The 16,903-nt window shown below is 73.8% G+C and carries 15 protein-coding genes and 1 pseudogene; 1 reads left to right on the top strand and 15 read right to left on the bottom strand.

Going from position 1 to position 16,903, the window contains the following annotated elements:
• The coding region (locus MCBG_RS10005; protein WP_223201153.1) for a metallopeptidase TldD-related protein at window positions 1–1,006 on the top strand (1,006 nt) is incomplete at its 5' end.
• On the opposite strand, the gene MCBG_RS33870 is transcribed toward MCBG_RS10005, so the two are convergent.
• The 15 genes and pseudogenes from MCBG_RS33870 to MCBG_RS10075 form a co-directional block, all read right to left on the bottom strand.
• Window positions 990–1,214, bottom strand: a complete 225-nt coding sequence (locus tag MCBG_RS33870; RefSeq protein WP_223201154.1) for a hypothetical protein — start codon at window positions 1,212–1,214, stop codon at window positions 990–992. The genes MCBG_RS10005 and MCBG_RS33870 overlap by 17 nt on opposite strands.
• A gap of 247 nt (window positions 1,215–1,461) precedes the next feature.
• Complete coding sequence (locus tag MCBG_RS33875) at window positions 1,462–1,782, bottom strand: hypothetical protein (RefSeq protein WP_223201155.1); 321 nt, start codon at window positions 1,780–1,782, stop codon at window positions 1,462–1,464.
• Between the two features lie 11 nt (window positions 1,783–1,793).
• A complete protein-coding gene (locus MCBG_RS10015; protein WP_051611101.1) occupies window positions 1,794–3,521 on the bottom strand; it encodes an ABC transporter substrate-binding protein in 1,728 nt (575 codons plus the stop codon).
• Complete coding sequence (locus tag MCBG_RS10020) at window positions 3,518–5,230, bottom strand: ABC transporter substrate-binding protein (RefSeq protein WP_043325235.1); 1,713 nt, start codon at window positions 5,228–5,230, stop codon at window positions 3,518–3,520. Before MCBG_RS10020 ends, MCBG_RS10015 begins: the two co-directional genes overlap by 4 nt.
• The gene (locus tag MCBG_RS10025; protein WP_043325237.1) at window positions 5,227–6,459 is read right to left on the bottom strand and encodes a DUF885 domain-containing protein; all 1,233 of its coding nucleotides are present in this window, start codon (window positions 6,457–6,459) and stop codon (window positions 5,227–5,229) included. Before MCBG_RS10025 ends, MCBG_RS10020 begins: the two co-directional genes overlap by 4 nt.
• Complete coding sequence (locus MCBG_RS10030) at window positions 6,456–7,304, bottom strand: ABC transporter substrate-binding protein (RefSeq protein WP_223201156.1); 849 nt, start codon at window positions 7,302–7,304, stop codon at window positions 6,456–6,458. The genes MCBG_RS10025 and MCBG_RS10030 overlap by 4 nt, the downstream gene beginning before the upstream one ends.
• Window positions 7,305–7,557: 253 nt before the next feature.
• Window positions 7,558–8,637 (bottom strand): ABC transporter substrate-binding protein, encoded by a 1,080-nt coding sequence (locus MCBG_RS10035; RefSeq protein ID WP_223201157.1) that lies wholly within the window; start codon window positions 8,635–8,637, stop codon window positions 7,558–7,560.
• Window positions 8,634–9,971 carry an aminotransferase class V-fold PLP-dependent enzyme gene (locus MCBG_RS10040; RefSeq protein WP_043325239.1) on the bottom strand — a complete coding sequence of 446 codons (1,338 nt, stop codon included), beginning with the start codon at window positions 9,969–9,971 and terminating at the stop codon, window positions 8,634–8,636. The genes MCBG_RS10035 and MCBG_RS10040 overlap by 4 nt, the downstream gene beginning before the upstream one ends.
• A gap of 360 nt (window positions 9,972–10,331) precedes the next feature.
• Complete coding sequence (locus MCBG_RS10045) at window positions 10,332–10,985, bottom strand: NHL repeat-containing protein (protein ID WP_043325241.1); 654 nt, start codon at window positions 10,983–10,985, stop codon at window positions 10,332–10,334.
• Window positions 10,986–11,048: 63 nt separating this feature from the next.
• Entirely contained in the window at window positions 11,049–11,951 is a 903-nt protein-coding gene (locus tag MCBG_RS10050) for a homocysteine S-methyltransferase family protein (RefSeq protein WP_043325243.1), read from the bottom strand.
• Window positions 11,952–11,989: 38 nt separating this feature from the next.
• Window positions 11,990–13,129: a trans-sulfuration enzyme family protein gene (locus tag MCBG_RS10055; protein ID WP_043325245.1), complete on the bottom strand. Its 1,140-nt coding sequence runs from the start codon at window positions 13,127–13,129 to the stop codon at window positions 11,990–11,992.
• Window positions 13,130–13,151: 22 nt separating this feature from the next.
• On the bottom strand, window positions 13,152–14,429 hold the full coding sequence (locus MCBG_RS10060; protein ID WP_043325246.1) for an aminotransferase class V-fold PLP-dependent enzyme: 1,278 nt from the start codon (window positions 14,427–14,429) through the stop codon (window positions 13,152–13,154).
• A 248-nt stretch (window positions 14,430–14,677) separates the two neighbouring features.
• Entirely contained in the window at window positions 14,678–15,382 is a 705-nt protein-coding gene (locus MCBG_RS10065; RefSeq protein WP_043325247.1) for a crotonobetainyl-CoA--carnitine CoA-transferase, read from the bottom strand.
• A 92-nt stretch (window positions 15,383–15,474) separates the two neighbouring features.
• Window positions 15,475–16,267, bottom strand: a pseudogene (locus MCBG_RS10070) (AarF/UbiB family protein); the annotation flags it as partial.
• 336 nt (window positions 16,268–16,603) lie between these two features.
• The gene (locus tag MCBG_RS10075) at window positions 16,604–16,903 is read right to left on the bottom strand and encodes a hypothetical protein (protein ID WP_043325249.1); all 300 of its coding nucleotides are present in this window, start codon (window positions 16,901–16,903) and stop codon (window positions 16,604–16,606) included.

Below are 16,903 nucleotides of genomic sequence, written 5' to 3' on the forward strand. Positions count from 1 at the left end.
GACGTGCTGCCCGGCCTGGCCGACGCGTTCGCGGCGGCCGGGCAGCGGCGTCTCTTACGGCTACACCGAGCACCGGGTGGTCACCACCTACCTCGCCGCGTCGACCGGCGCCCGCCTGCGGCACGCGCAGTCCACCGGCCTGTTCGACCTGAGCGTGCGCGACGGCGACGACTCGGCGTGGGCCGGTGTGACGGCGCCCGACCTGACCGGACTGGACGTGCCGGCGCTCGCCGCCGAGCTGTCCGCCACGCTGGCGCGGCCCGGCCGCCGGGTCGAGCTGCCGCCGGGACGGTACGAGGTGCTGCTCACCCCGAACTGCGTGGCCGACCTGATGCTCCACCTCTACCTGGCCGCCGGGGCGCGCGGCGCGCTGGACGGGCGTACCGCGTTCAGCCGCCCGGACGGCCGGCTGCCGCTCGGCGAGCGCCTCACCGCGTTGCCGCTGACGCTGCGCAGTGACCCGGACCATCCGCTGCTGCCCTGCGCCCCGTTCACGGTCAGCCGGGGCACCGACGACCTGACCGCAGTGGTCGACAACGGGCTGCCGCTGCGGCCGACCCGCTGGATCGACGAGGGTGTGCTGACCGCGCTCGTGCAGACCCGGCACACCGCCGAGCAGACCGGCGCGCCGCTCACCCCGATGGTGGACAACCTGGTGCTGGAGGGCGGGCCGGACGCGCCGACGCTGCCTGAGATGGTGCGCTCCACCCGGCGCGGCCTGCTGCTCACCTCGCTGTGGTACCTGCGCGACGTCGACCCGGCGTCGCTGCTGCTGACCGGCCTCACCCGCGACGGCGTGCGGCTGGTCGAGGACGGCGAGATCGTCGGCACTGTGCACAACTTCCGGTTCAACGAGAGCCCGCTGTCGCTGCTGGCCCGGGCCACCGAGGCCGGGCGGCCGGTGCCGGCGCTGCCCCGGGAGTGGGGCGACTACTTCACCCGGATGGTGATGCCGCCGCTGCGGGTGCCCGACTTCCTGATGTCGGCGGTCAGCCCGGCGACGTGAACAGCGCGGCGAACCGGTTCAGGGTGCGCCTGTCGTACACGAGCTGTTTCTGCGGCGGGTACGGACGCCGTGGCGGCGGCACGTACCCGGGCTCGCCGCGCCGGGGCAGCGTCCCGTCCGGGCGGCGCAGGTGCGGCCCGTGGAAGAACCAGCAGAGCTGGCCGACCAGCTCGGCGAAGACCAGCGGGTGCAGGTCGGGCGGGTACATCGCGAGGTGGCAGCGGGTGGCCCGGGGTGGACCCGGAAATAGCCGCGCGGCCCGAACGTGTTGCCGAACAGGACGTGTCCGAAGACGTCGTGCACCGCCCGGAAGATGTCGTTGTGCAGCAGTTCCTCCCCGCCGGCCCGGACTCCGGCGGGGGCGCGCAGCGGATGGTCGCCGTCCGCGCCGGCCGGCCCGTGCCCGTGGCGGGTGAGGAAGACGTGCAGCAGGCCGGTGGCGCGGACCCGCGCGATCAGGTCCCGCGAGTCCCGGTACGGCTGCCCCGGCCCGGTCCACGGCAGCACCCGGATGCCCGCCTCCCGATCAGCCGGAACTGCCGCAGGTTCTCCGCGGCCAGCCGGGCGTACCCGCGGGCCGTGCCGGCGGTGACCATCGGCGCGGCGTCGTAGCGGTCGGCCACCTCCCGGCAGAAGTCCTCGTCCAGGCGCAGCGGCTCGGCGGCCAGCCGGTCCAGCCGGACGGCGGGCACGCCTGCGCGCGCCGCCGCCCGGTCGGCGTGGGCCTGGGCCAGCTCGCCGAGACGTACGGTGAGACGGTGGTCGTCGCCGCTCATCGGCCCGGGCGTCAGTCCTCCCCCAGCCACAGGTTGGTCAGGTCGCCGTTGAGCACCGGGTACGGCAGCCAGTTGCGCACCCGGTGCCCGCGCAGCCAGTACTGGTGGGCGAAGAGGATCGGCACCACCGCGCAGTCGCGCAGCACCTCCCGCTCGGCGGCCCGCCAGTGCTCGTTCGCGGCCCTCTCGTCGGCGCAGCTCAGCGCCGCGTCGATGTGCTCGTTGACGACCTCGTTGTGGTAGTGGCCGAAGTTCGACCCCCAGTCGTCGTTGCCGGAGACGCCGGAGCTGTCGAAGAGGGCCTGGAGGTAGACGCGGGCGTTGTTGCCGTGCCAGTCCGGCTCCCAGCCGGACAGCGCCACGTCCCAGCGGCCCTCGCGGGCGCCGTCGGCCCGGCCCAGGTATGTGCCGAACAGCTCGGTGATGCCGGCCGGGACGAGGTCGAGGGTGATGCCGGCCCGGGCGGCGGCGGACCGGACCACCCGCGCGGTCTCCGGGTGGATGTCCCGGTCCCGGTAGACCAGCTTCAACGTGAGCCCGTCGGGGTAGCCGGCGTCGGCGAGCAGCCGGCGGGCCAGCTCCGGGTCGCCGGCGCCGTCGTTCGCCGCGTACGGCGCGAACGGCCGGTGCGCGCGGCACAGCGGCGGCAGGATCTGCTCGGCGATGTCGTTGAGGCGACGCCCGCCCCAGACCTCGGCCACGGCGGTCTTGTCGATCGCGTACTGCAACGCCTCCCGTACCTCCCGGCGGCCCAGCGCACCGCCCTCGTTCGGGCTGAGCACGTTGATCACCAGGTACGGGCTGAACAGACCGGCCGGGCAGACCTCCAGCCGGGGGTCCCCGGCGGCGAACATCTCCGGCAGCCGCTCGGTCAGCGGCTGGATGTCCCACAACATGTCGGCGTCACCGAGGATCACCATGTCGTGGCAGGTCTTCTCGTCCAGCCCCTGCCGCACCTCGATGCGGTCCACGTGGGCGGCACGGACCGGGTCGGTGGCCGGGTCCCAGGTGCGGCTGCGCTCCAGCGTGATCAGCCGGTCCGGCTCGTAGGCGGTGATCCGGTACGGCCCGATCGAGCCGAGTCGCTGGTCCAGCTCGGGGCTGCCGGGCACGAACCAGAGGTACTCCTCCGGCGCCGGGGAGGCGAACGGCAACGCCAGGAGGTTGAGGAAGTCGGAGGTGGGGCGGCGGGTGATCAGCTCCACCGTCCGGTCGTCGAGCACCCGCAGCCCGGGCACCTCGGCGGCCTCCAGGTAGGGCGCCACCACGTTGAGGTCGCGGGGCAGGGTGAGCAGGTCGTCGCGGAACTCGGCAAGCCCTTCGACGGTGCTCAGGTAGTAGGGCAGGCCGGGGCTGGGCGCCATCGGGTGGGCCAGCCGCTTGATGCCGCGTACCACGTCGGCGGCGGTCAACGGCCGGGGTCCGTTGGGCAGGTCCCAGCGCAGCCCGTCGCGCAGCGTGAACCGGTAGCGGCGGCCCTCGGCGTCGTACGGCCCGTCCGCCGCCACCGCCAGGTCCGGCACCAGGTCCCCGGCCCGCCGGTGGTCGCGGGTCGACGGGTAGGTGACCAGCTGCCGGGTGTACGCGCGGACTATCCCCCGGGTCACCGTGTGGTACGCCAGCGCCGGGTCGAGGTGGTCGACGTCGCCCGCGCCGACCAGGGTGAGCGTGCCGCCGCGGCGCGGGCCGTCCGCGCCGGGGATCAGTCCGAGGTCCGTCGATGCGTCTGCCGTGGTCATGCGGACTCCTCCAGCCAGAGGTTGGACAGGTCGAACCAGCGGTCCACCGTGGGCATGGCGATCGCGTTGCGGACCCGCCGGCCCTTGCGGTGCGGGATGGTCGGGGCGTGCACGAGGATCGGCACGATCGCGGCGTCCCGCATGACGCACAGGTCGACCTGGTGCCACAGTTCGGTGGCGCGGGCCCGGTCGGTGGCGCCGAGCGCCTCCTCGATCAGCCGGTCGACCTCCGGATTGCTGTAACCGCCGTAGTTGCTGGTGCCGCGGGACGTGTTGGTCTGGAACATCGGCTGGACGTAGGTGCGCCCGTTCGGGCCGAACCAGTCGGGCGTCCAGGACGGGGCGGAGATGTCCCAGGCGCCGGCGCGGGCGTTGGCCGGGTCGCGCAGGAACTGGTAGTACTCGGCGTGGCCGAGCGAGACCAGACGGACGCTGATGCCGCCCTTCTCCAGGTCGGCGGCGTAGGAGCGGGCCACCTCCGGGTTGGCGTCCACGTCCCGGTGCACGGCGGTGAGGGTGAGCCCGTCCGGGTAGCCCGCCTCGGCCAGCAGCGCCCGGCAGCGCTCCGGGTCGCCCCGGTCCCCCGGTGTCGGGTACAGGTTGAAGTCGACGTGCCCGTCGTTGCCGGGCGGGATCGCCGTGTGCCCGGACAACATCACCGTCCCGGCCTCCAGGCCGTGGTAGATCTCGGCGATCGCCGCCTTGTCTATCGCGTACGCGATGGCCTGGCGCACCTTGAGCTTGCTCATCGCCCGGTCGGCGTTCGGGCTGAGCAGGTTGAACACCAGGTACGGGTTGAGCGCGTAGCCGAGGTCGTTGCCCGGGTCGGTGGGCGCCACGTCGTACGGCTCGGTGATCGGTGACGCCCAGGACAGGTCGGCGCGGCCACTGTCGATCACCTCCCCCACCTGCTGCGGGCTGGCGATCTCCATGGTCACCTCGACCCCGTCCAGGTACTGCTGGCGCACCGGGTCGGACGCCTTGCGCCACACCGGGTTGCGGTCCAGCCGCACCGACTCGCCGTGGGCGTAGTGGGTGATCCGGTACGGCCCGTTGGAGCGCACCCGCCGCCGGAACTCCGCGCTGTCGGGCAGCACCTCGTCGTACTCGACCGGGGCGGCGGAGGCGCACTGCAGCGCCAGGATGTGCAGGAAGTCCACCGCCGGGCGGATCAGGTCGAAGACGATCGTCCGGTCGTCGACCGCGCGGACGCCGGCGATCTCGTGGTTGTTCTGGAACGCGGCCAGCTCGGCGGCGGCCGGCTCGGCCGAGGTGATCGCGGCGGCGTACGCGTCGCAGTACTCGGCCATCCCCCGGATGGTGCTGGTGAAGTAGCCGATCCCGCCGGCCTGCAACACCGGGTTGGCCATCCGCTTGAAGCCGCGCACGAAGTCCCCGGCGGTCACCTCGCGGGGCGGGTCGGTGTCCCAGTACACGCCGGGGCGCAGCCGGATCGTGTAGCGGGTGTGGTCGGCGCTGATGCCGCCGTTGTCCACTGTCGGCACCGCCTCGGCCACGTCGGGCACGGGCGTGACGGCCGACGGGTCGCGCAGGTCGGCGACCGGCCGGTAGGTGAACAGCTGGCGGGCGAAGAGCCGGATGATCTGCCCGCCGAGCATGTAGTAGGCGCAGGCCGGATCGAGATGGTCCATGCTGCCGGGCCCGTAGAGCCGCAGGATTCCCCCGTACCGGGGCTGGCCGCCGTTCATCGACACACACCTTTCGTCGTCTCTGCGGTCCCCGCCACGTCGGCGCGCAGCTGCGACGGCAGCAGCGGCTCCCGCAGCAGCGTGTCGAAGCGGTCGGCGAGGCTGGTGTCCGGCTCGCGGGCGGCCAGCCAGGCGTCGACCAGCCGGCCGCCCTCGGAGTAGGTGACTGAGTACGCGCGCCACAGCGGGTCGGCGGCGAACGTGACCATCTGCTCGGCCCGGTCGGGTGGCAGCAGCATCCACCGCCGCAGGTAGGCAAGTGCCTCCGCCCGGTCGCCGCCCTCGTCGTGCAGGAGCAGGGCGGCGTCGATGCGGGCCGGCAGCAGGCGCACGATCAGGCCGCGCATCCGCTCGACCCGCTCGCCCTCGACGTGGACGCCCTCCCCGGCCAGGATGCCGGCGGTCCACTCGCCCCAGCCGGGGCCGAGCACCGCGTCGACCGCCGCCTCGGCCAGGCCCTCGGTGACCAGGCACCGGGGTGTGTCGACCAGGGCGATGGTGTGCTCGTCCTGGCCGCCGTCGCGGACCAGGCCGGCCTCCTTCAGGCAGTGCTCGGTGTGGTGGCCGGGGTACGACTCGTGCGCCACGATGATCGGCAGCGCGGCCACCGACCGGCCGCTCGCCGCGTTCAGCGCCACGGCGGAGCGGAAGCCGCCCAGGTAGCTGTTGTACGCGTTCCACGGCGCGTCCCGGACCACCGTGTACTCGACACGCTCGGTCCCGGGCAGGCCGAACCGGTCCCGGGTCCGCTCGCGCAGCGCGTCGGAGACCGCCTGCACGCAGCGGTGCAGCCGTTCCGGCGGGACGGTGTTGCGCCGGTAGAACTCCTCCACCCGGTCCACGAGCGGTCCCGGCCCGGGCAGCAGCGCGTCGATCTCGTCGTGCACCGCCGCGTACCGCTCCGGCGGGGTGCGGGTCACGTCGACGTCGTAACAGGCGCGCACCTCCTCCCGGAACGACATCGGCGTGCCGGCGAGCCGGTCGGCGACCGCGCGCAGCGCGGCGAGCTGGGCGGTGAGGTACCGGCGGCGGGCCGGTTCGAGGTCGCTGTCGTCGAGGGCGGCGAGCGTCCGGCCGGCCTGGCGGGACAGCTCGCGGGGGTCGGGCGGCGGTTCGGCGGCGACCTGGTCGCGCAGCGCCGGGTCACCGTAGTAGCAGTCGACGAGCCCGTCGACCAGCCGGCCGAGGCGCAGGCCGAGCAGCAGGTAGTCGCGGACCAGCGGGTTCACTCGTCCACCCCCGGGCGTGCGGCGGTCAGGTCCACCGCGTACCCCTGCGGGGGCAGCGGCGTGATCCCGTCGACCCGGTCCGGTCGCCTCGGCGCGGCCACCGGCGCCCGGTGCAGGATCGGCACCACCGCCACGTCGGCGACCGCGCGCTCCGCGGCGGCCCGCCAGGCGGCGTCGGCCCGCCACGGCTCCGGCGCGTCGAGCGCCCGCTCGATCAGCGCGTCCACCTCGGGTGCGGCGTAGCCGCCGTGGTTGGCGCCGCCGGGCACCGGGGTCGCCTGGAGCATCGCCTGCGCGAAGACCCGCCCGTTGTGCTCCAGCCAGTCGGGTACGCGCGCCGCCACCGCGAGCTGCCAGCCGCCGGCGGTGGCGGGGGCGCGCAGCGCCTCGGTGTACGCGGCGTCGGCGAGCCCGACCGCCCGGGTCGGCAGGCCGGCCCGGGTGAGGTCGCTCGCGCAGGCGTGCGCCACCTCGGGTCCGAGGCCGGAGTGCGGGTGGATCAGGACCAGCGGCGTGCCGTCGGCGTGGCCCGCCGAGGCGAGCAGTTCACGGGCCCGCGCCGGATCACCGGTGGGGTACGGATCGGCCGTGTCGTGCCCGGCGTTGCCCGGCGGGATCAGCGAGCCCGCGATCCGTACCGGCACGCCGGGGCGGTGCCGCCGGTACAGGTCGGCCACCGCGGCCTTGTCCACGGCGAGCGCCACGGCCTGCCGTACCCGGGGGTCGGCCCAGACCGGGTCGCGCAGGTTGAGCAGGAGGTACGGGTCGAGCGCCCAGCCGAGCGCGCCGTCGCCGTCGACCGGCTCGGCGGCCGGCAGCCCGCCGACTGCGGGCGCGACCGGCACTCGGCCGGCGCGTCGGTGGGCTCCGCGTCGGCGCTGCTATCTCCTCGCTCAGGCGCAGCTCCACCCGGTCCTAATCCCAAAAGAAGGTGTGCAGGCGTGCGCCACCTCGGGTCCGAGGCCGAAAGTGCGGGGTGGATCAGGACCAGCGGCGTGCCGTCGGCGTGGCCCGCCGAGGCGAGCAGTTCAAGAGCCCGCGCCGGATCACCGGTGGGGTAAGGATCGGCCGTGTCGTGCCCGGCGTTGCCCGGCGGGATCAGCGAGCCCGCGATCCGTACCGGCACGCCGGGGCGGTGCCGCCGGTACGGTCGGCCGCCGCGGCCTTGTCCACGGCGAGCGCCACGGCCTGCCGTACCCGGGGGTCGGCCCAGACCGGGTCGCGCAGGTTGAGCAGGAGGTACGGGTCGAGCGCCCAGCCGAGCGCGCCGTCGCCGTCGACCGGCTCGGCGGCCGGCAGCCCGCCGACTGCGGGCGCGACCGGCACCTCGGCCGGCGCGTCGGTGGGCTCCGCGTCGGCGCGGCCGGCGCCGTCGCTCAGGCGCAGCTCCACCCGGTCGGCCTCGGCCCGCCGGTACGGGTCGGCGGCGGGCTCCCAGGCCGGGTTGCGGACCAGTTCGACCCATTCGCCGGGCCGGTGCCGCCGCACCCGGTACGGCCCGTTGGCGCGCAGGTGGGCGGCGGCCTCGGGGCTGCCGGGGACGAACGCGTCGTGCTCGACGGGCACCGCCGACGCCGCGGGCAGCGCGAGCATGTGCACGAAGTCCAGCGCCGGCCGGGCCAGCTCGATGACGAGCGTCTCGTCGTCGAGCGCGAAGACGCCGGGGATCTCGTGCGCGTTCTGGTACGCGGCCAGCGTCGCCGCGTCCCCGGCCCGGTGGGTGGCCTCCGCCGCCCAGGCGGTGGCGAAGTCGGCGAGGCCGCGCACGGTGCTCGCGAAGTACGCGAGCGACGGTGAGGGCCGGACCGGGTTGCACATCCGTTTGAAGCCGCGGACCACGTCGTGCGCGGTGACCGGACGCCGGTCGGGGGTGTCCCAGCGGACGCCGGGGCGCATGTGGAACACGTAGCTGCGATGGCTGGCGCCGAGCCCGGCGTTCCAGGTGGAGGGGACCTCCAGGGCGAGGTCGGGCACCGGCGTGACGGCCTGCCAGTCGCGGACGTCCCGGGCGGTCTGCCAGGTGACGAGCTGCCGGGTGTGCAGCCGGACGAACGGGGCCGCCGACGCGGGGGCGCAGCTGGGGTCCAGCGGTGCGGCGTCGGTGGGCGCGACCACCCGCAGCACGCCGCCGCGCCGCCGCGCGGTGGCCGGCTCCGGCCGGTACGGGGCGACGGTCATGACAGCTCCCGGACGAGGTCGGCGATGGCGTCGACGGCGAGGTCGACCTCCTCGGCGGTGTTGTAGAGGTGGGTGCAGATCCGGGCGGCGTAGTGCTGGTGCGGTGAGCCGGCGACGTCGAACTCGGTCCACCGGGTCCAGATCCGGTGCCGGCTCTCCAGCTCGTCGACGAGGCGGGCGAATTTGGTGATGTTCCAGCCGTCGGCCCGGTCGGGGAACGGGTTGAACGCCACCAGCGGCGCGGTCAGCCGGTCGTCGGTGAGCGGTGAGTACAGCGACTCGACGCCGAACCGCTCGACGATCCGGGCGCGGGTGTGCGCGCCGAGCGCCACCGCGTGCCGCTCGATCCGGTCCCGGCCGATGCGGTCCCACAGCTCGCACGCCTTCGCCAGGGCGGCGCCCCGGGCGATGCTGGCACTGCCGGCGCTCTGCAGGTAGTCGCCCATGTTGTAGCTCTCCACCCGGGTGGTGGTACGCGGTGGCGGGGCGCCCATCATCGGGTACCAGGTGGAGATGACCGGCCAGAACGTCGGCAGCGGCAGCGGGTTGTGCTCGGGGTGGACCTTGTTACGGACGTAGAGCAGCCCGGTGCCGAGCGGCCCGCACTGGAACTTCGAGCCGGAGCAGGTGACGAAGTCGGGTCCGAGCGCGCGCAGGTCGGTGTCGAACAGGCCGGGCAGCAGCGCGCCGTCGACCACTGTGGTCAGGCCGTGTTGCTGGGCCAGGTCGCAGAGCTGGCGCACCGGCATCCGGGTGCCGGTGAACAGCGTGACGGCGGCGAACGCCAGCACCTTCGTCCGCGGCGTGATCGCCCGGGCGAACATGTCGACGATCTCCTCGGCGGTGACGTCCGGCCCGACCGGCGGGGTCAGCACGGTGAGCGTGATCCGGTGCCGGTTGCGCAGCAGGTTGAAGTTGGACAGCACCGAGTAGCACTCGTGGCTGGTGGTGATGACCTCGTCGCCCTCGTGCAGGTCGAGCCCGTTGATGACGCGGGCCACCCCCTCGGTGGCGTTGTGGCAGATCACCATCTCGTCCTGGTCGACGCCGAACGCCCGGCCGATGGCGGCGCGGTGCTCGGGGTACATGCCGGGCGGGTAGACGTTGCGCAGTCCGCCGTTCCACTCCCGGGTCACCCGGTCGTTGACGTCCAGCACCTCGTACGGCATCACGCCGATGGTGCCGGTGTTGAGGTGGACCGCGTCGGGCTCCATCGCGAACAGCGACCGCAGCTCCGCGAAGGAGGCGGCGCGCAGCGGGTCGGCCGGTGCGGGCGGCCCGCCGGTGCGGGCGGCCGTCGTGGTCGCGGGGTCGTCGGTCACGCTGACGCGCATGGCGTCCCTCCTGTCAGGAGCTGGCACCCGCCAGCGAATTTACCATATGATTCTCAAGTAAATAGTCGACCCGCTGCCCGCCCCGTCCGACCGCGCCGGGCTCTCCGGCGCGTCCCACCGCAGAGCAGGGAGAAGCGATGATCGCGTGCCACACCGGCGGTTGGCCGGACACCGAAGATCCTCAGCGGGCGGAGCCGGCTGCCTCCGGCTGCTCGTGCGGCTGCGCCGGCCGCTGCCGGCCGCCGTCCGCCGGCGCCGGCGGTGAGCGCGACCGCCGGCAGGAGCAGTTCGACGCGCGCGACCGGGTGCCCTGACGCCGGGCGGGTGGGGGCGGCCGGGCCGCCGCCCCCACCGGGCCGGTCAGCCGCCGAGCACGTCCGGCAGCCGGACCGCCTTGAACCGCCGGTCGGCGAAGTCGCAGTACCAGACCAGCTCGCCGTCCCAGGCCAGCCCGGTCGGATGCCCCGGCAGCCGCACCGTGGCGACCAACCGGCCCGACTCCGCGTCGACCGCGTGCAGCAGGCCGTCCTCGAACTCGGCGTAGAGCACGTGACCCTCGGCGTACGTGAGGCCCGAGGGCGACCCCACGACCGGGTGCTCCCGCTGCACCGTCATGGTCTCGAAGTCCCGTAGCTGGATCACCGCGGGAGCGCGCAGGCAGAGCCACACGCCCTCGGGCCCGGTCTCCATGCCGGTGACCCGGCCGTTGGAGGGCCGTACCGGCTTCGACCCGACGGTCTGGCCGGTGGCCGGGTCGATCAGCAGGATCCGCTTCGGCCGGCCGCCGATCTGGCACAGTTTTCCGTCCGCGTATCCCAGGTCGGCCCGCACATCCGGGTACGCGAACGACCGGCGTACCGCGCCGTCCGCCGGGTCGATCGCGAAGATCCGCGCGGCGTCCTGGTCGGAGTGCCAGAGCCAGGTGCCGTCCCAGGTCAGGCCGCACATGTAGCCGGCCGGGCCGGGCAGGCTGCGCACCACCTCGACGGGCGATGCGATCGTCGAGCCGCTCACCGTCTCGTTCTCCCTTCGTTGGCTGACCCGGCCCGCGCCGGGCCGGCGGACCTGCGGGCGGCGTCAGTCGACGGCCGCCACCGGGGCGTTCAGCCGGGCCGTCAGCGCGGCGATGTGCGCCGGCGACGCGCCGCAGCACCCGCCGGCCACGGCGAGCCGGTACTCCACCGCCCAGCCGGCGACCAGGTCGCCGAACTCGGCGGGGTCGAGCAGCGGGCGCGGCCCGGGCGCGCCGTCGCGGCGGTCCTCCAGGTTCGGGTACGCGCCGATCGGGCCGTCGTCGGCGTCGCGCAGCGCCCGCAGGCACCGCTCGGTCGCCTCCGGGGCGGTGCAGTTGACAAGCACCACCTCGGCCCCGGCGGCGCGCACCGCGCGGGCGGCGTCCACCAGGGAGTCGCCGGACAGCAGCCGGCCCTGGTCGTCGCAGACGAAGGCGGCCCAGGCCCGGGCGCCCACCTCGCGTACCTGCTCCACCGCGATGCGTGCCTCGCGGGCGGTGTTCATGGTCTCCACCAGCACCAGCTCCACCCCGGCCCGGACCAGCTCCACGGCCAGCCAGCGGTGCTCCTCACGCAGCTCGCCGTCGGCCGGCACCAGGTCCGGCCGGTAGCAGTCCTCCACCGGAGCCATCGACGCGGCGATCCGGGTGCCGGGCGCGCCGGCCGTGTTGCGGGCGGCGAGCGCGACGCCGACGGCCGCGTGCACCATCCAGCCGAGGCCGGCGTCCTCCAGCCCGGCGCGGCGCAGCGCCCGCAGGTTGCAGCGCAGCGTGTTCGCGGTGAGCACCTGCGCCCCGGCGGTCAGGAACCGCTCGTGGACGTCGCGCAGCACGCGCCGCCGGCTGTCCGCCAGCAGCGCCGCGGTGCCCCACCACGGGGGCTGGTACGGCAGCCCGGCGCGCTGCAACTCGGTGGCGAGTCCTCCGTCGAGCACCACCGGGGCGCCGCCGGTCGTGAATGCGGACATGTCTCCTCCTTCGCGGGGCGGTAATGCCGGTCAGCGGGTCAGGCGCCGTCACGCAGCGCGGTGACCAGGTCCTCGACCAGGTCGGCCGCGTCCTCGATGCCGGGTGAGATCCGGATCAGCCGGTCGGTCAACCCGAGACGCCGGCGTACCTCGGGCGGCACCGGGCGGTGGGTCATCAGCGCCGGGCACTCGATCAGGGAGCGGACGCCGCCGAGGCTGACCGCGGCGGTGAACAGGCGTACCCGGTCGAGCAGCTTGGCCGGGTCGCCGCGGTACTCGAAGGCGGCGAGCGCGCCGGGCGCGGTCATCTGCCGGGCCGCCACCGCGTGCTGCGGATGCGTGGGCAGGCCCGGATAGCTGACCGTCGCGACGCTCGGCTCGGCCAGCAGCGCCGCCACCACCGCGCGGGTGTTCTCCACCTGCCGGGCGGTGCGCAGGGACAGCGTCTTCAGGCCGCGGTGGGTGAGGTAGCAGTCGAAGCCGCCGGGGGCGTTGCCGGCCACCGTGCGGTAGGCCAGGAACCGCCGGTGCAGCTCCTCGTCCTGGTAGACGAGCGCGCCGCCGAGCACGTCGAGATGACCGGCGACGGACTTGGTGGTGCTGTAGAGCGTGATGTCCGCGCCGTGCGCGAGCGGTCGTTGCAGCACCGGCCCGGCCAGCGTGTTGTCCACCACCACCAGGGCGCCGTGCCGGTGCGCGAGGTCGGACACCGCGGCGATGTCGGCGACCTTGAGCAGCGGGTTGGTGGGCGTCTCCAGCCACACCATGGCCAGCTCCGGGCCGCATTCGGACAGCGCGCGGTCCCGCTCGGCCGGGTCGGCGAAATCCACCGGCCGGACCGTCACGCCGCGCTCGGCGGCGGCGGCGAGCAACTGGTGGGTGCCGCCGTACACGTCGTCGGAGGCGAGCACCAGCCGGCCCGGCGGCACCAGCGACAGCGCCGTCGTGGCGGCGGCCTGCCCGCTGGTGTAGACGGTCGCGTGCCGGGCGTCCTCCAGCGCGGCGAGGCACTCCTCCAGCGCCTCCCGGTTGGGCTGCTCGCCCCGGGCGTAGAAGTAGCGGGGCGGGTCCTGGGCGGTGCGGTCGTAGGTGGTGGCGAGGTGGATCGGCGGCACCACGTCGCCGGTGCCGGGCACTGGTCGCTGGCCGACGTGCACCAGCCGGGTGTCGAACCTCATGACGCTCCCTTCCGGGCGCTGCTCAGAGGAACCGGACGTCGGGGTGGTCGGTGGTCCAGGGACCCGGTCGTACGCCGGCGAGCAGCTCGCCGACGAGGTCGATCTCGGCGGTGGTGTTGTAGACGCCGAAGGAGAGCCGGACCGTGCCGAGCAGGCCCATCTCGTCGAGGAAGGTGCTGGCGCAGTGCACGCCGCAGCGCACCGCCACGCCGTGCCGGTCCAGGTGCGCCCCGACGTCGTACGGGTGGATGCCCTCGACCACGAACGAGACGATGCCGCTGGGGTCGGCGGCCGGGTCACCGACCACCCGCACCCGGTCGATCGCGGCGAGCACGTCGACGGCGTGCCGGACCAGCGCCCGGTCGTGCCGGCGGATCGCGTCCCAGCCGAGGTCGCGCAGGTAGTCCAGGGCGGCGGCCAGCCCGACCGCGCCGGCCACGTGCGGCGTGCCGGCCTCCCACCGGGCCGGCCCGTCGAGGTAGCGGACCGGCTGGTCGGCCGCGACGCCCTTCACGGTGCCGCCGCCCACCTGGTACGGGGGCAGCCCGGCGAGCAGGTCCCGGCGGCCGTGCAGCACGCCGACGCCCATCGGCCCGTACGCCTTGTGCCCGGAGAAGCAGTAGAAGTCGGCGTCGAGGTCGCGCACGTCGACCGGCCGGTGCGGTACGGCCTGGGCGCCGTCGACCACCACCAGCGCGCCGGCCCGGCGGGCGGCGGCGGTCATCTCCCGTACCGGGTTGACGGTGCCGAGCACGTTCGAGACGTGGGTGACCGCCACCAGCGCGGTGTCCGGGCCGAGCGCGCTGGCGAACCGGTCGGCCCCGACCCGCCCGTCCGGTCCGGCCGGCACCACTGTGAGCGTGGCGCCCGTACGGTCGCAGAGCCGGCGCCACGGCAGCAGGTTGCTGTTGTGCTCCATGCCGGTCACCACGACCCGCCGGCCCGGCCCGGCCACCCGTTGCCCGGCGGTGTCCGCGACCAGGTTGACCGCGGCGGTGGTGCCGGCGGTGAAGAGCACCTCCTCCGGCTGCGCCGCGCCGATCGCCCGCGCGACGCTCTCGCGGGCCTGCTCGTACCGCTCGGTGGACTCCAGGCCGAGCCGGTGGTAGCCGCGCCCGACGTTGCTGTTCGCCCCGGTGTAGTAGTCGGTGATCGCGTCCAGGACGACGCGGGGCTTCTGCGTGGTGGCGGCGTTGTCCAGGTAGGCGACGAGGTCGCCGGCCCGGCGGGCCAGCAGGGGGAAGTCGTCCCGTACCGCCCTGGGCAGCGCCTCCGGATCGTGTCGCACCGTGTCCGTCATGCCGGCTCCTGTCGCTTGACGGCCGGTCGTCGGTGCCGGCGTACGCGCCGCGCGGGGTCGCCCCCGCGACGCGCACGGACGCCGTCAGGCGCTCGGGCGACGGAGGGCGGACCGGTCGTCCCCGTGGGACCACAGTGCTCGGGAGGTGCCGCACGGGCGCGGCGTGCCGGACGACGACGGGCCCCGACGAACGCCGAGGCTAGTTCAGAATAATATAGTGATCCGGTCCCGTCACCCCCTGGCGCGGGTCAGTGACCGGAGGTCGTCTGAGCGGCGGGCGCGGCGCCGGCGTCCAGGCCGAGCAGCTCGCAGCAGCGCAGCACCGCGTCGATGTCGCCCTCCAGCTTGAGCTGCCCGCCGACCATCGCCATCAGCGGCGTGACCCGCCCGGCGCCGATGCGCACGAACGTGGCCGCGTCGGTGGTCGCCACCATCGCCGGGTCGTCGGACGGCCCCTTCGCCACGCGCGGCACCCCGCCGGCGACGTCGATGCGGAAGACCTCGTCGTCGACCTGGAACTGGTAGCTCTCGTCGATCGGGGAGATCTTGTCCCACTGGAACATCGCCTCCACGGCGAGGAAGCCCCAGTGCGGGCGGACCGTGTCCTCGGCGTTCAGGTCACCGACGAACTCCAGGCCCCAGTGCGCGAGCCCGAGCACCATCGGCCGCAGCGCCTGCCCGGTCGGGGTCAGCTCGTAGGAGAGCCGGCCGCCGGTGCCGTGCACGTCGACCTGCCGCAGCACGCCCGAGTCGACGAGGAACTTGAGCCGGTCGGCGAGCAGGTTCGTGCCGATGCCGGGCAGGTCCGCGAGCAGTTCGCTGTAGCGCCGGGGACCCATCAGCAGCTCCCTGATGATCAGCAGCGTCCAGCGTTCGCCCAGCACGTCGAGCGCGGACGCGAGCCCGCAGTACTGGTGGTAGGAGCGCTTGCCGGCGAGGCCAGTCTGTGCCATTCCGCTATCGTATATTTTAGTCGGCTGTTTGCGCAGGTGGGGCCGCGCTGTCGAAGCGACCGGCCAGGCCCGGCGGACCGTTCGGCCAGCGGTCAGGCGGCGGCCCGGCGGCCGAAGAGCCCGCGCATCAGCACCGGCTTGGCCAGCTCCTGGAAGTCGAGGTCGGGGTCGAGCTCGCGTACCGTCCCCTCGATCACCAGCAGCGACAGCAGCGGGAAGATGAGTTCCGGCGCGGCGTGCACGCCGTAGCGGCGTTGCAGGTCGAACATCTCCGCGGCGAACGCGATCAGGCTGAACTCCCGGGCCGGCAGCCCGTGGCTGCGCTCCACCAGGTCGGCCATCCGGACCAGGAACGTCTCCACGTCGGCGTCCGGCCGCAGGCCGGTGCCGCTGCGCACCACGATCTCGGCGCAGTACCGGCCGCGCCCGATCGACATGTTCATGAAGAACTCCGCGAACAACCGGCGCAGCTCCTCGGTGAGCTGCACGCTGAACCCGGCGTCGAGCACCACCACCTGGGCGCCCCGGGTGAAGTAGAGGTTGCCCGGGTGCATGTCGCAGTGGACGAATCCGTCCACGAAGAGCATGTGGTAGATCGCTGTCATCGCGGAGGCGGCGAACCGCTTTCGCACGGCCGCCGACATCGACCGCGCCACGTCCACGTCGAGGTCCGGCATGAACTCCATGACCAGGCAGCGCGGCCGGCAGGCGTCGTCGCGTACGCCGGGCACCCGGACCCGGGGGCACCACGGCGAAGTTCTCTTTGAGCCGGCGCAGGTTCTCCGCCTCCCGGGCGAAGTCGAGCTGGCCGAACACCGCTCCGCACATGTTCTCGACCACCTCCCGCACCGGGACGCCGCGCAGCATCGGCAGCCGGGCCATCACCGGGCGCGGTAGACTTGAAGAACCCGGCGGTGTCCGTAAGTAAAGTTAATGAAAGCGATCGGTCAAATCACACCATCTTCTGCTGTAATTCGGCTGCTCGATTCATACTTGGCACTTCATCCCTGACAAGGACCCGCCTAAGGGGTCCACACTCACGCCGAAGCCTTGATGACAGTTAAACCCAGGGATTGTTACCTATTTGAAGGTGGAGACTATCGACGGACTCGGGGGCAGGGACATCGTGGTGTGGAAACCTGAGAGAGGGAAGCCCTTACCATCGCCGGGTCCTTCCTTTCTAACCCAAGCGGCTAGAGATCGACCCGCCGGAGGCTACTGTCAAAAGCGTATCAAGCTTGCGTTGGGGTCATCGGTCGACCGGTCCTGAGCACCGACAGCTCGTCGCAGAGCGCGGCCGGCAGCACGTCGCGCCGGTGCCGAGCACCTGCCGGCCTTGACGAACGTCGGGCCGAGCCGCATCAGCAACGTGGTGAGACGGCGGTACAGCAGCCGGCGGGCCGCCGCCCGGTCACCTCGGACCGCCTTGACCAGCGCCGCCGGCAGCACCGGCAGCAGGTGGGCGGCGCCGACCGCGCCGATCCGGGTCGAGCGGGCCAGCAGAGCGCGCGTGGTCGCCAT

It is taken from the genome of Micromonospora sp. M42, assembly GCF_000568915.1.
GTDB classification, from domain to species: Bacteria; Actinomycetota; Actinomycetes; order Mycobacteriales; family Micromonosporaceae; genus Micromonospora; species Micromonospora chalcea.

Excerpts from the sequence above, each read along its gene's own strand:
- MCBG_RS33870 (WP_223201154.1), bottom strand. The coding sequence starts at position 1,214 with ATGTACCCGCCCGACCTGCACCCGCTGGTCTTCGCCGAGCTGGTCGGC.
- MCBG_RS33875 (WP_223201155.1), bottom strand. The coding sequence starts at position 1,782 with ATGAGCGGCGACGACCACCGTCTCACCGTACGTCTCGGCGAGCTGGCC.
- MCBG_RS10015 (WP_051611101.1), bottom strand. The coding sequence starts at position 3,521 with ATGACCACGGCAGACGCATCGACGGACCTCGGACTGATCCCCGGCGCG.
- MCBG_RS10020 (WP_043325235.1), bottom strand. The coding sequence starts at position 5,230 with ATGAACGGCGGCCAGCCCCGGTACGGGGGAATCCTGCGGCTCTACGGG.
- MCBG_RS10035 (WP_223201157.1), bottom strand. The coding sequence starts at position 8,637 with ATGACCGTCGCCCCGTACCGGCCGGAGCCGGCCACCGCGCGGCGGCGC.
- MCBG_RS10040 (WP_043325239.1), bottom strand. The coding sequence starts at position 9,971 with ATGCGCGTCAGCGTGACCGACGACCCCGCGACCACGACGGCCGCCCGC.
- MCBG_RS10050 (WP_043325243.1), bottom strand. The coding sequence starts at position 11,951 with ATGTCCGCATTCACGACCGGCGGCGCCCCGGTGGTGCTCGACGGAGGA.
- MCBG_RS10055 (WP_043325245.1), bottom strand. The coding sequence starts at position 13,129 with ATGAGGTTCGACACCCGGCTGGTGCACGTCGGCCAGCGACCAGTGCCC.
- MCBG_RS10060 (WP_043325246.1), bottom strand. The coding sequence starts at position 14,429 with ATGACGGACACGGTGCGACACGATCCGGAGGCGCTGCCCAGGGCGGTA.
- MCBG_RS10065 (WP_043325247.1), bottom strand. The coding sequence starts at position 15,382 with ATGGCACAGACTGGCCTCGCCGGCAAGCGCTCCTACCACCAGTACTGC.
- MCBG_RS10075 (WP_043325249.1), bottom strand. The coding sequence starts at position 16,903 with ATGGCGACCACGCGCGCTCTGCTGGCCCGCTCGACCCGGATCGGCGCG.